The organism is Streptomyces sp. NPDC003456 (assembly GCF_042878735.1).
Taxonomy (GTDB): domain Bacteria; phylum Actinomycetota; class Actinomycetes; order Streptomycetales; family Streptomycetaceae; genus Streptomyces.
The window spans coordinates 94,324-108,230 of record NZ_JBIAOK010000006.1; the positions used below are offsets into that span (position 1 = coordinate 94,324).

The 13,907-nt window shown below is 73.6% G+C and carries 8 protein-coding genes and 1 tRNA gene; all 9 read right to left on the reverse strand.

Annotation, left to right across the window (positions count from 1 at the left end; genetic code table 11):
- Window positions 1-8 precede the first annotated feature (8 nt).
- Complete coding sequence (locus ACFYWG_RS24735; RefSeq protein ID WP_333932325.1) at window positions 9-416, reverse strand: YciI family protein; 408 nt, start codon at window positions 414-416, stop codon at window positions 9-11.
- A 171-nt stretch (window positions 417-587) separates the two neighbouring features.
- Window positions 588-661, reverse strand: a tRNA-Thr gene (locus ACFYWG_RS24740).
- A gap of 108 nt (window positions 662-769) precedes the next feature.
- Window positions 770-2,440 (reverse strand): alpha/beta hydrolase, encoded by a 1,671-nt coding sequence (locus tag ACFYWG_RS24745; protein WP_389203635.1) that lies wholly within the window; start codon window positions 2,438-2,440, stop codon window positions 770-772.
- A gap of 126 nt (window positions 2,441-2,566) precedes the next feature.
- A complete protein-coding gene (locus ACFYWG_RS24750) occupies window positions 2,567-3,772 on the reverse strand; it encodes a DNA polymerase III subunit delta' (protein ID WP_389203637.1) in 1,206 nt (401 codons plus the stop codon).
- Window positions 3,773-4,257: 485 nt separating this feature from the next.
- Complete coding sequence (tmk, locus tag ACFYWG_RS24755; protein ID WP_389203639.1) at window positions 4,258-7,569, reverse strand: dTMP kinase; 3,312 nt, start codon at window positions 7,567-7,569, stop codon at window positions 4,258-4,260.
- A gap of 176 nt (window positions 7,570-7,745) precedes the next feature.
- On the reverse strand, window positions 7,746-10,601 hold the full coding sequence (gene topA, locus ACFYWG_RS24760; RefSeq protein WP_389203641.1) for a type I DNA topoisomerase: 2,856 nt from the start codon (window positions 10,599-10,601) through the stop codon (window positions 7,746-7,748).
- Window positions 10,602-10,848: 247 nt separating this feature from the next.
- Window positions 10,849-11,046, reverse strand: a complete 198-nt coding sequence (locus ACFYWG_RS24765; RefSeq protein ID WP_376328089.1) for a hypothetical protein — start codon at window positions 11,044-11,046, stop codon at window positions 10,849-10,851.
- 241 nt (window positions 11,047-11,287) lie between these two features.
- The gene (locus ACFYWG_RS24770) at window positions 11,288-12,808 is read right to left on the reverse strand and encodes a methyltransferase (RefSeq protein ID WP_389203981.1); all 1,521 of its coding nucleotides are present in this window, start codon (window positions 12,806-12,808) and stop codon (window positions 11,288-11,290) included.
- Window positions 12,809-13,224: 416 nt separating this feature from the next.
- Entirely contained in the window at window positions 13,225-13,815 is a 591-nt protein-coding gene (locus ACFYWG_RS24775) for a small secreted protein (RefSeq protein ID WP_383503342.1), read from the reverse strand.
- Between the last annotated feature and the right edge of the window lie 92 nt (window positions 13,816-13,907).

Genomic DNA, 13,907 nt, shown 5'->3' on the forward strand with positions numbered 1-13,907 from the left:
GGATGCGGTCACTCCGTGACGGTGGGCTGCACACCGTAGAACGGGCGCACCTCCAGCCACTCGTGGATCGGCTTCCCGTCCTTCCCGGGCGCTGCCGACAGCTCCCCGGCCAGTTCGACGGCCCGCTCGTAGGTGTCGACGTCGATCACCATCCACCCGGCGATGAGGTCCTTGGTCTCCGCGAACGGGCCGTCGGTGACCGGCGGGCGCCCTTCCCCGTCGTACCGCACCCACGCGCCCTCGGGGGCGAGCGCCTGACCGTCGACGAACTCCCCGCTCTTCTCCAGCCGGTCCGCGAAGTCCTGCATGTACTGCATGTGCGCGGAGATCTCCTCCGGCGTCCACTGGTCCATCGGCACGTCGTTCACCGCCGCCGGGGCGCCGCGGTAGTGCTTCAGCAGCAGGTACTTGGCCATGGTGCTCTCCTCGATGCGGATGCGGCCCATTGTGGCCGCGCTCACCCCGGGGACGAAGCAGCGACCGCGTTCTCGACACCACCGCGGAACTTTTTTCGCGGACCGTCGGGAGCACCCCCACCGCACGACAAAACCCCAGGCCGGAGTCCATCCGACCTGGGGTTTCAGGTGAGCCGCCTTCGGGATTCGAACCCGAGACCTACGCATTACGAGTGCGTTGCTCTGGCCATCTGAGCTAAGGCGGCGCGCTGTCCGCACTATGGTGCGATCAGCAACGACGGTAAGTCTACACAGTTTCCGAGGGTGCTCCGCACCAGCCCCGGAGGCAGGGCTTCCGGGGCCGGGAGCAGGGGCTATGAGCAGCGCTTTCCGTCCGGCGGCGGGGTGCCCCGCAGCAGGTAGGCGTTGATCGTCCGGTCGATGCAGGAGCTGCCGCGCCCGTAGGCCGTGTGGCCGTCGCCCTCGTAGGTGAGCAGGCGGGCCGAGGAGAGCTGGCCGGCCAGGGCCCGGGCCCAGCGGTAGGGCGTCGCGGGGTCGCGGGTGGTGCCGACCACCAGGATGGGCGCCGCGCCCCTCGCCTCGATGCGGTGCGGCTCGCCCGTGGCCCGGACGGGCCAGTACGCGCAGTTCAGCGAGGCCCACGCCAGGCCCTCACCGAACACGGGCGACGCCTTCTCGAACTGGGGCAGCGCCCTGCGCACCTCCTCGGGGGTGTCGAAGGCGGCCGGCAGGTCCAGGCAGTTCACCGCGGCGTTGGCGAACATCAGGTTGCTGTAGGCGCCGTCGGCGTCCCGTTCGTAGTAGCTGTCGGACAGGGCGAGGAGCCCGGAGCCGTCGTCGTCCTTCATCGCCGCGTTCAGCACCTCGCGCAGCTGCTCCCAGGCCCCCTCGTCGTACATCGCCGCGATCACGCCCGTCGTCGCGAGGGACTCCGTCAGCCGGCGTCCGTCGGCGTCGCCGGTGGGGGCGGGCCGCCGGTCCAGCCCGGTGAAGAACGCCTTGAGCTTCTTCCCGGCCTGCTCGGGCTCGGTGCCCGCACCGCCCAGCGGGCAGTCCGCGCGTCGGACGCAGTCCCGGGCGAAGGAGCGGAACGCCGTGTCGAAGCCGGCCGTCTGCTCCAGGTTCAGCCGCCGCGCGGGCAGCGACGGGTCCATCGCGCCGTCCAGCACCAGCCGGCCCGCCCGCTTGGGGAAGAGCCCGGCGTACGTCGCCCCGAGGAAGGTGCCGTAGGAGGCCCCGACGAAGTTCAGTTTCTCGTCGCCGAGCGCCGCCCGGACGATGTCCATGTCCCGGGCCGCCTCGACGGTGGACACGTGGCGCAGCAGCCGGGGGGCGTCCGCCCCGCACCCTTCGGCGAACGTCCGGTAGGCCGTGACCAGCCCGTCCGTCTCCTTGACGTCGTCGGGCGTGGAGTCGGTCTGCGTGTACCTGTCCATGTCCGGACCGTCCAGGCACTCGACGGGCTCGCTGCGGGCCACGCCGCGCGGGTCGACCGCGACCATGTCGTAGCGGGCCCGCACCTCGGCTGGGTAGCCGATGCCCGCGTACTGCTGCACGTAGCCGACCGCCGAGCCGCCCGGCCCGCCGGGGTTCACCAGCAGGGAGCCCAGTCGTTCGCCCGGTCCGGTGGCCTTCTTGCGGGCGACGGCGAGCTTCACGTCGCCGGCGGCGGGCTCCGCGTAGTCGAGGGGCGCCTTGACGGTGGCGCACTCGAAGCCGGGGACGCCGCAGCCGCGCCAGGCCGGCTTCTGCCCGTAGTACGACGCGAGGGCCGCCGGGGTGGCCTGCGGCAGGGCGGCCAGGGCGGCGGTGCCTCCGGCCGCCGACGCGGTGGACGTCGAGCTGCCGGAGGAGCAGGCGGAGACCAGCAGCGCGGCCGTGGCGAGCAGACCGGCCGCGGTCCTGGCCCGGCTCCGGACCCTGCGGTGGCCGCCGCCGGAGCGGGATGCGGTGGCGGTGCCCGGGACGGCGGTGGTGGTGCCGGGGACGGCAGTGGCGGTGCGTGGGGGACGCCTTGTGTACATCCCGCGAGCGTAACTCTGGGCGACGCCGCAGACGCCCTGCGTGCAGGGTGTGCCTCGGACGAGTGACGCCGTCAACCCGCCGGGGCATCCCCCGGCACGTCCGCAGGCGTGTCCCGCCGAGCCGTCTCAGCCCGCTCTCAGCGCCATGGTCATCGCCTCCACCGCGAGCAGGGGCGCCACGTTGCGGTCGAGGGCGTCCCGGCATGCGGCGACGGCCTCGATCCGCCGGAGCGTGGACTCGGGCGTGCTGCCGCGGGCGAGCCGCTCCAGGGCGTCCTCGGCGTCGGCGTTGGCGATGGCCACGCGTGAGCCGAGCTGGAGGGCCAGCACGTCGCGGTAGAAGGACGTCAGGTCGCTCAGCGCGAGGTCGAGACTGTCGCGCTGGGTACGTGTCCTGCGGCGCTTCTGCTTGTCCTCCAGGTCCTTGATCACGCCCGCTGTGCCGCGCGGCATGCGCCCGCCCTGCGCCGCGCCGAGGGCCGTCTTCAGCTCCTCGGTCTCCTTGGCGTCGGTCTCCTCCGCGAGCTGCTTGGCGTCCTCGGCGGCCGCGTCGACCAGTTCCTGGGCGGCCTTCAGCGCACCGCCGACGTCCTCGACGCGCAGCGGCAGGCGCAGCACGGCGGCGCGCCGCTCGCGGGCCGCCGGGTCGGTGGCCAGGCGGCGGGCCCGGTCGACGTGGCCCTGGGTCGCGCGGGCCACCGCGGCGGCCACGGGCGGTTCGATGCCCTCGCGGCGGACGAGCATGTCGGCGACGGCGTCCACCGAGGGCGTGCTCAGGTTCAGGTGGCGGCAGCGGGAGCGGATGGTCGGGAGGACGTCCTCGATGGAGGGGGCGCACAGCAGCCAGACCGTGCGGGGGGCGGGCTCCTCCACGGCCTTGAGGACGGCGTTGGCCGACTTCTCGTTCAGCCGCTCGGCGTCCTCGACGAGGATGATCTGCCAGCGTCCGTTGGCCGGCGAGGTGAACGACTTGCGGACGGTGTCGCGCATGTCGTCGGCGAGGATCTGCGTGCCGACCGCGGCGACGCTGGTGACGTCGGCGTGCGTGCCGATCAGGGCGGTGTGGCAGCCGTCGCAGAAGCCGCAGCCGGGCGAGCCGCCGAGCGCGCGGTCGGGGCTGACGCACTGCAGGGCCGCCGCGAAGGCACGCGCCGCCTGGTTCCGCCCGGCTCCGGGCGGGCCCGTGAACAGCCAGGCGTGCGTCATCTTCGACGTCTCCGGCGGCGGGGCGTCGGCGGAGGCCGCGGTGACCAGGGCGTCGGCGTCCCGGGCGGCAGCGTCCAGCTGCTCGCTCACCCTCTCCTGCCCGACGAGGTCGTCCCACACGGTCATGGGTCACGCCGCCCTTCCGTCACGTTGCGCGTTGCCAGGTCCATTGTGGGGGCGGCCACTGACAGCGGCGGCGGGACGTCTCCCCGGGGGCGCCGGTGGAGCCACGAGGGGACCGTGCCGACCGGGCCCGCCGGAGCCGCCAGACGCATACCGACCCGGCCGGCCGCGTCACCAACCTGTCCGAACGGCACACCTGGGTGGACCGACCAGCCCGGGCGGTACGGCCGTCCCAACCGGACCAGCCTCCTCGGCGGACCGACCAGCCCGGCGGCACCCACCAGCCCAGCCGGACCGGTCAACCCAGCCGGAAGCCCGATGGCCGGCCAGCCAGGAGACCCACCCCTCAGCCGTAAGCCGGACCAACCGACCCATTCGCAGGCGGCCCGGTCAGCCCGAGCACGGACCGGACATCTCCTGGCCCGCCGGAGCGCCGAGCGGCCGCAGCCGCCCCTGCTCCGGGCCCGGCCGCTCCTGCCCCGGAGGGCTCAGCGGCCCCGGCCGCCTCTGCCCCGGCGGCCCCGGCCCTCGTCCGGCTCGTCCTCGTGCGGTCCGAGGAGTTCGTCCGCCAGCGACGGGAGGTCGTCCAGCGGGGTCTCCTCGGCCCAGTCGGAGCGGCGGCGCCGCGGCGCGCCCTCGGCGTCGACCTGGGGCAGTTCCCGGGTGCGGTCCTCGCGGCCGTCGGGCCGCGCCGCCTCGTCGCGGAAGTACCCGGGCGGCACCCGGTCGTCCGGTCCGCCTCCACGCACGGGCGGCAGCACCGCCGTCTCCTCGGCGTCCGGCCGGACGGGCGGGAGGACGGCCGTGTCCTCCGCGTCCCCCGGGCGGACCGGAGGCAGGACGGCCGTCTCGTCGGCCGCGCCGGAAGGCCCGTCCGCGGAGGAGCCGTCCGCGGCACCGGGGCGGACCGGAGGCAGCACCTCCGTCTCCTCCCCCGTGCCCTGCGGAGCCGGCGGCAGCGGCAGCTCGGCCGTCACCTCGGACTCGGACACACCGGACGCCCCGGACGCCGGCGAACCGGACGCCCGGCGCGCGTCCTGGTCGCCGGTGCTCTCGTCGCGCACGGGGCGCAGCACGGTCGTGTCGTCCGCCGCGCCGCCCGGCTTCACCACGGGCGTCGGCACGGTCGCCGCGTCCTGGCCGGCCGCCGGGGCGGCGGGCCCGCGCGGGGCGGTCCGGGGGCCGGCCTCGGCGGCGGCTGCCGCCGCCTCCGCGAGGCGCCGCGCCTCCTCGGCGCGCAGCAGGGCCTCCTCGGCCTTGCGCTGCTTCTCCAGCCGGAGCGCCTCGGCCTCGGCACGCAGCCGTGCCTCCTCCTCGGCCTGCTTGCGGCGCCGCTCCTCCTCCGCCTTGCGGCGGGCCTCCTCCTCGGCGCGGGCCTTCTCCTCCGCGAGGAGCCGTGCCCGCTCCTCCTCGGCCTTCCTGCGTGCTTCCTCGGCCCGGCGCCGGGCCTCCTCCGCCTGCCGTTCGGCCTCGCGGCGCTGCGCCTCCTCCAGCTCGCGGCGCTTGCGCTCCTCCTCCTCGGCGCGCAGCTTGGCCAGCTGCTCCTGGCGCTCGCGCTCCAGGCGCTCCTCCTCGGCCTTGCGGGCGGCCTCCTCCTCGGCCTTGCGGCGGGCCTCCTCCTCGGCCTTCCGCCGTGCCTCCTCCTGGGCCTTGATCTCGGCCTCGGACAGGGGCAGCACCTGGTCCAGCCGGTGCCGGATGACGGTCGTGACGGCCTCGGGCTCCTGCCCGGCGTCCACCACCAGGTACCGCCCGGCGTCCGCGGCGGCCAGGGTGAGGAAACCGGCCCGCACACGCGCGTGGAACTCGGCGGGCTCCGACTCCAGCCGGTCGGGCGCCTCCGTGAACCGTTCGCGGGCGGTCTCCGGCGCGACGTCCAGCAGCACGGTCAGATGCGGCACCAGTCCGTTCGTCGCCCAGCGGTTGATGCGGGCGATCTCGGTCGGCGACAGGTCGCGGCCCGCTCCCTGGTACGCCACCGAGGAGTCGATGTACCGGTCGGAGATGACGACCGCGCCGCGCTCCAGGGCGGGCCGTACGACGGTGTCGATGTGCTCGGCCCGGTCCGCCGCGTACAGCAGGGCCTCCGCGCGGTGGGACAGGCCGGCGCTCGACACGTCCAGCAGGATCGAGCGCAGCCGCTTGCCCACGGGCGTCGCCCCCGGCTCGCGCGTGAGCACGACCTCGTGGCCCTTGCCGCGGATCCACTCGGCGAGGGCCTCGGCCTGCGTGGACTTGCCTGCCCCGTCGCCGCCCTCCAGGGCGATGAAGAAGCCGGTGGCCGCGGGTGCCTGGTCGGGGTCGTCGCCGCGGAGCAGGGCGTCCTTCAGGTCCTGCCGCAGCGGCACCCCGGAACGGTCGTCGACCTTGGCCAGCACCAGCGCGGCGACGGGCAGGAGCAGCGCCCCGGCCAGCATCAGCGTGAAGGCCGCGCCGCCGTGCGCGAAGACGAACTTGCCGCTCTCCAGGCGGTGCGGACCGATCCCCGCCGCCACCAGCGGGGCGACGACCGCGCCGAGCGCCACGCAGACGCGGACCACCGCGTGCAGGTGCTCCGTCGTGCGGGGGCGCCGGTACTCCTCGGTCTCCTGGTCGAGCAGGGTGTGCCCGATGTTGGCGGACATGCCCGCGCCGACCCCGGCCAGCGCCAGGATCAGCAGCACGGTGGTGACGTCCGGGACGAGCCCGGCGGCCAGCAGCGCGACACCGGTGAAGGCGATGGTCAGCGCGAGCAGCCGGCGCCGCGACAGCGCGGGCAGCAGCGCCGGGGCCGTGCGGATGCCGACGACGACACCGCCGGTGAGCACCCCCACGAACAGGCCGTACAGCACGGGTCCGCCGCCCAGGTCCCTGGCGTGCAGCACGGCCACGGCGACGGCGGCCGAGACGGCGGCGGCGACGGCCGCGCAGGCCAGGACGAGCAGCGGCGTCGCGCCGGTGCGGCCCTTGTCGGCGCCGGTGCCGGTGCGCGGGCGGCGCAGGCCCTCCAGCGGCGACCGCGCGCGGGGGGTGCGCGTGCCCGGCAGCTCCAGGAAGGTCAGCACGGACAGCGACGCGGCGAACAGCCCGGCCGCCACGTAGGAGGCGAGGGCCGCCTGGTGCTGGCCGAACCAGTCGATGCCGGCGCCCAGCGCGTTGTTGAACAGGGATGCGACGACGAGCACGAGCGCGGCGAGGGGGATCGCCACGAAGCCGGTGCGCAGCGACAGGCGGCGCAGGGCGTCCATGTGGTCGGGCAGCGGCCGGACCGTGGCGCCCTCGGGGGGCGGGGCGGGCAGCAGGGCGGGGGCCGCGCTTTCGCGGCACACCGTCCAGAACCGCTCGGCGACCCCCGCGACGAAGACCGTGACGAGCAGCAGCACCGGCGCGTTGCGGGGCGTCCAGTCGATCCACAGGGGGGCGACGATGAGCAGCGCCGCGCGCACACCGTCCGCTCCGACCATGGTCCAGCGGCGGTCGAGCGGGCCGTCCTGCGAGGTGAGCGCGGTGAGCGGGCCGAGCAGAACGGCCCCGAACAGCAGGGTCGCGAGGATGCGCACCCCGAAGACGATCGCCACTGCGAAGGCCACGCCCCGGTACCCGCCGCCGAACGAGCCCTCGGCGACAGCGGCCTGGACCATGAGGAGGACGAGGACGAGAAGGGCGAGCGTGTCACCCACACCACCCACGAGCTGGGCGCTCCACAACCGCCTCAGCTGCGGCCGTCGCAGCAGGGCGCGGACGGCGCGCTCGCGGGAGTCCGTGACCAGTGCGTCGTCGGGGGCCGGCTGAGGGGCCGTCGGTTCGTCGGCTCGCGTCATGCGTTCAGCCTATCGGGAGCCGCCGACACCACGGGCCGCCCGGTATGGCATGCGCACGCCCCGACACCGAAGTGTTGCCGGGGCGTTCGCTCTGCGAACCCGGGGCGGAGACCCGGGGCATGGTGCCCGGATCTCCGACGGGTTCTCACACTCTCTTCACGAGGAGGTCAACGGCCTCAGTCGTCCGCCGGGTTCGAGGCGGTCGCCGTCTTGGCGGCCGCCTTCTTGGCGGCGGTGGTCTTCTTCGCCGTCGTCTTCTTGGCGGCCGTCGTCTTCTTCGCCGCGGTCTTCTTGGCCGTCGTCTTCTTCGCCGGGGCCTTCTTGGCCGTCGTCTTCTTCGCGGTCTTCTTCGCCGGCCCCTTGGCGCGCTTCTCGGCGAGCAGCTCGTAGCCGCGCTCGGGGGTGATCGTCTCGACGCTGTCGCCGGAGCGCAGGGTCGCGTTGGTCTCCCCGTCGGTGACGTACGGGCCGAAGCGGCCGTCCTTGACCACGACCGGCTTCTCGCTCACCGGGTCCGTGCCCAGCTCCTTCAGCGGCGGCTTGGCCGCGGCCCGGCCACGCTGCTTGGGCTGGGCGTAGATCGCCAGCGCCTCCTCCAGCGTGATGGTGAAGAGCTGCTCCTCGGACTGCAGCGAACGCGAGTCCGTCCCCTTCTTCAGGTACGGGCCGTAGCGGCCGTTCTGCGCGGTGATCTCCTGGCCCTCGGCGTCGGTGCCGACGACCCGCGGCAGCGACATCAGCCGCAGGGCGTCGTCGAGGGTCACCGTGTCCAGGGACATCGTCTTGAACAGGGACGCCGTGCGCGGCTTGACCGCGTTCTTGCCCGTCTTCGGGGTGCCCTCGGGGAGGACCTCCGTCACGTACGGGCCGTAGCGGCCGTCCTTGGCGACGATCGCGTGGCCGGTGGCGGGGTCGGTGCCCAGCTCGTAGTCGCCGCTCGGCTTGGCGAGCAGTTCCTCGGCCAGCTCGACCGTCAGCTCGTCGGGTGCCAGGTCGTCGGGGATGTCGGCGCGCTGGTGCTGCTCGGTGTCCTTCTCGCCCCGCTCGATGTACGGCCCGTAGCGGCCGACCCGCAGCACGATGTCGTTGCCCACCGGGAACGACGACACCTCGCGCGCGTCGATCGCGCCCAGGTCGGTGACCAGTTCCTTCAGGCCGCCGAGGTGGTCCCCGTCGCCGTTGCCCGCGTCGGCGGCGACGCCGCCGGCCCCCGCGGCGAAGCCGCTGTCGGGCGCTGTCTCGCCGAAGTAGAAACGCTTCAGCCACGGCACGGACTGCGCCTCACCGCGGGCGATGCGGTCGAGGTCGTCCTCCATCTTGGCGGTGAAGTCGTAGTCGACGAGCCGCCCGAAGTGCTTCTCCAGGAGGTTGACCACGGCGAAGGACAGGAAGGACGGCACCAGGGCCGTGCCCTTCTTGAACACGTAGCCGCGGTCGAGGATGGTGCCGATGATCGACGCGTACGTCGACGGGCGGCCGATCTCGCGCTCTTCCAGCTCCTTGACCAGGGAGGCCTCGGTGTAGCGGGCCGGGGGCTTGGTGGCGTGCCCGTCGACCGTGATCTCCTCGGCCGTCAGGGCGTCGCCCTCGGAGACCTGCGGCAGCCGGCGCTCGCGGTCGTCCAGCTCGGCGTTCGGGTCGTCGGCGCCCTCCACGTAGGCCTTCAGGAAGCCGTGGAAGGTGATCGTCTTGCCGGACGCGCTGAACTCGACGTCCCGGCCGTCGGAGGCGGTGCCGCCGATCTTCACCGTGACGCTGTTGCCGGTGGCGTCCTTCATCTGGGAGGCGACGGTCCGCTTCCAGATCAGCTCGTAGAGCTTGAACTGGTCACCGGTCAGTCCGGTCTCGGCGGGAGTGCGGAAACGGTCACCCGAGGGGCGGATCGCCTCGTGGGCCTCCTGCGCGTTCTTGACCTTCCCGGCGTACGTCCGCGGCTGCGGCGGCAGGTAGTCGGCGCCGTACAGCTGCGTGACCTGGGCGCGGGCGGCGGCGACCGCCGTGTCGCTCAGCGTCGTGGAGTCCGTACGCATGTAGGTGATGTAGCCGTTCTCGTACAGCTTCTGCGCGACCTGCATGGTGGCCTTCGCGCCGAAGCCGAGCTTGCGGCTCGCCTCCTGCTGCAGCGTCGTCGTACGGAACGGGGCGTACGGCGAGCGGCGGTAGGGCTTGGACTCCACGGAGCGCACGGCGAACCGCGTCTGCTCCAGGGCGGCGGCCAGGGAGCGGGCGTTCGCCTCGTCGAGGTGGAGGGTGCCGGCGCTCTTCAGCTGTCCCAGGGAGTCGAAGTCGCGGCCCTGCGCGACCCGCCTGCCGTCGACGGTCTGCAGGCGCGCGACCAGCGACGACGGGTCCGACGGGTCTCCGCCGCGGCCGGTCGCGAAGGTGCCCGTCAGGTCCCAGTACTCAGCGGAACGGAAGGCGATGCGCTCGCGTTCCCGCTCCACCACGAGGCGGGTGGCGACGGACTGGACGCGGCCCGCGGACAGCCGCGGCATGACCTTCTTCCACAGGACCGGCGAGACCTCGTAGCCGTAGAGGCGGTCGAGGATGCGGCGGGTCTCCTGGGCGTCGACGAGCCTCTGGTTGAGCTGGCGCGGGTTGGCCACGGCGGCCTGGATCGCGGCCTTGGTGATCTCGTGGAATACCATCCGCTTGACCGGGACCTTGGGCTTGAGCACCTCCTGCAGGTGCCAGGCGATGGCCTCGCCCTCACGGTCCTCATCGGTGGCGAGGAAGAGCTCGTCGGACTCCTTCAGCAGGTCCTTGAGCTTCTTGACCTGCGCCTTCTTGTCGGCGTTGACCACATAGATCGGCGCGAAGTCATGGTCGACGTCCACACCGAGGCGGCGGACCTCGCCGGTGTACTTCTCGGGCACCTCGGCGGCGCCGTTGGGAAGGTCGCGGATGTGCCCGACGCTCGCCTCGACGATGTAGCCGGGGCCGAGATAGCCCTTGATCGTCTTCGCCTTGGCAGGCGACTCGACGATGACGAGTCGGCGGCCGCCCTTCGCGGTCTCGCTGGTCGGGGACAACTTCGCTCTTCTCTCCGGTCGACGCTGGGGCCTCCCCGGAGTCGCTTACCGGGGCTGGGTACGTGGTGACGCTGCGGAGTGTGACGGTACATCCCGCCCCCGTGTCAAACGGGAAAAGCCCGCAACGGCCACTCGAACGGTAACCCGACTACCACCATTCCTGCCGCCCGGAGTGCGGGGCCCGGACCCCGCTCCGAGCGGAGCGCGACCCCCCGGATCACCGGCGGACGTCCCGCCGGAGCACCCTTCACAGCCGCGTGAAGCACCAGGTTCCGGCCGCCAGCGCGAGCACCGCGACGACGCCCGCCACGGCCGCCGATGCGACCGGCCTCACACCCTCGGCGACGGGCCGCTCCTGCCACACGCACGCCACCGTCCACGCCAGCAGCCCGCCCCCGAACAGGGAGAACACCGCTCCCGCGAAGATCGCCGGTTCGCTCTCCATGGCCCGCCGCGCCCCTTTTCTCCCACCCACCCGTGTCCAGCCCCGGGAGGCTGTCACGCGTGGGCGGCGAGGAGGCGAACCGGAGGTGAACGCCGGGGCGGCGGGCCTGCGTGATCATGGCGGTCCGTCCGGCGGGGCCGGCGCCGGACGAGGTGTTCAAATCGACTCGAATTTGTTGGCGAGCCGCCCGGACGGACCGGCTGCGGCTCCGTCCGGCCCGGCCGTCCCGCGCGGCGGCGCCTCAGCGGGCCGGCTCCAGGAAGCCCTGCTCGACCAGCAGCCGGATCTGCGCCGGGGTGCGGTCGCGCAGCAGCACCGGGTCCTCGCCGACCAGCTGGGCGATCGCGTCCAGGATGACGCCGGCGCTCATCGAGCCGTCGCACACCCCCGCGAAGCCCGCGCCGACGGTGTCCACCCGGGTGGCCCGGCGCATTCCGCGGTTCTGGCGCAGCACGACGTGCTCGGGGTCCTCCGCACCGGGCAGCCCGACCTGCTCCTGCACCACCTCGGCGGTCAGCCGGAAGTGAGCCGTGAGGAGAGCGGCGTCGTCGTGGCGGCGGAGGAAGTCGAGCCGGTCGAAGTGGTGGCGGATGGTGTCGCCGAGCGGCTGCTCGACCGGGTGCGGCCACTCCTCCACCGTCACCGAGGGCACGGCGGCGTCCGTCCTGCGCAGGGTGATCCAGCCGAAGCCGACGGCCTTCACCTTGCGCGCCTCGAACTCGTCGAGCCACGCGTCGTACCGCGCCTGGTACTCCGCCGGGTCGTCCCGGTGGTCCCCGGCGTCCCGCAGCCACAGCTCGGCGTACTGATTGACGTCCTGCACCTCGCGCTGCACGATCCACGCGTCGCAGCCGCGGGGCACCCAGGACCTGAGCCGGTCCTGCCAGTCCTCCCCCTCCACGTGCTGCCAGTTGGCGAGGAACTGCGCGAACCCGCCCTCGTTCAGCCGCTCCCCCGCCTCCTGAACGAGCGTGCGGCACAGATCGTCCCCGCCCATCCCGCCGTCGCGGTAGGTCAGCCGGGCGCCGGGCGAGATCACGAACGGGGGGTTGGAGACGATCAGGTCGTACGTCTCGTCGTCGCGGACGGGGGTGAAGAGGGAGCCCTCGCGCAGGTCGGCGGCCGCGGTGCCGGACAGCGCCAGCGTGAGCGCGGTGATGTGCAGGGCGCGCGGGTTGAGGTCGGTCGCCGTCACGCGCGTGGCGTGCTGCGCGGCGTGCAGCGCCTGGATGCCGGAGCCGGTGCCCAGGTCGAGCGCGGCGGCGACGGGCGTGCGCACGGTGATGCCGGCGAGGGTCGTGGAGGCGCCCCCGACGCCCAGGACGACCCCTTCGTCCCGGCGTCCGATCCCGCCGGCGCCGCCGACCGCGCAGCCCAGGTCCGAGACGATGAACCAGTCCTCGCCGCCGGGCCCGCCGTAGGGCCGGACGTCCACCGTGGCCGCCAGTTCGCCCTCGCCCGCGCGGGCCAGCCAGCCGCTGTCCAGGCACGCGTCCACGGGCAGCACCTCCGCCACGCGCGCGTGCGGCACGGGCTGCTGGAGCAGGAACAGCCGGACGAGCAGTTCCAGCGGCGTGTCCCCGCGGGTCGCCCGCAGTGCGGGCACGGTCTCGCTGCGGGCCAGCGCCGCGTACGCGGGGGCACCGAGCAGGTCGAGCAGTCCGTCGGCGGTGAAGGAGGCCGCGAGCAGGGCGGCCCGCAGCCGGGCGGCGACGTCGGGCCGGTCGGCGGCGGGCAGCGGGGGGAGGGGCGACTGGGGCAGGGGTGACTGGCTGGCGTTACTCACGCCCCCATTGTGGCCGCCGCGGACGGGTTCGCACGTGCCCGTGCCGCGGACACCCGGGCGGGGGCGTCCTGCGCCGCGGGTGCGGGCGACGCCCGGCTCGGTGGCAGGCGGTCACCGCACCGGCATGGGCGCCGTCCCGGCTTGCGGGCAGGGGCGCAGCCGCACGGGCAGGGGGGTTGTCCCGCGTTGCGCGCAGGGGGTCGCCCCGCTTTGCGCGCATGGGCGTCGTCCAGGCTTGCGGGATAGGGCCTCGTTTCGTGCGGGCAGGGGGTCGCCCTCCCATCCGGGCACGGCAGTCGCCTCGTCCCGAGGGGAGCGGCGTCAGCCGCGCACTCCCGGGCGTCTCCTGCCTCGACGGCCCCGGGGGGCTGCCGCGGCGGCCCGGGCGGCGGTCAGCTCTGGGTCGCGCCCGCCGAGGCCGTGGCCGCCTTGCAGCTGGACTGACGGGCCATCGCCTGGCCGACCTCGCCCTCTTCCAGGTTCTTCAGGGCGTCGTTGCCGCTCTGGCTGAGCTTGTCCAGCTCGCCGGCGATGTCCTTCAGGCCGTCGGCGAACTTGCCCTGGTCCTTGGTGTCGAGCTCGTCCACCTGCTTCTTCAGCGAGGCGTACGACGCGGAGATCGAGTTGAGCTCCTTGACCGCGTCCTGCTGCTTCTTCTCACCGTTCTCGACGTCCGGCGCCCCGGCCTTGTTCACGGCGCTGCCGATCGCCTTGTAGGCGTCGGACATGTCCTGGAAGGCCTGTGCGTCGGTCTTCTGGACGTCCTCGGGCGCGCTGTTGTCCGAGGTCTCCTTCTGGATCGCGGCGTTCGCCGACTCGATCTTCTTGGCCTGCGGCTGCACGGCGTCGCAGACCTGCTTGGCCCAGGAGTCGAGCTTGTCGTTGCCGTCGTCGCCGCCGCAGCCGGACAGCGCCAGTACCAGTACCGCACCGCCGGACAGTGCGGCCGCGAGCTTCTTGTTCACCGGTTTGGTCCCTTCCATGGCTCTCGGCCCCGGAACATACACGCCGCATGCACGGCAACCGCACGCCGAACGCCTAATAAGACCGTTTTGTAACCTTTTGCACCAAGCGA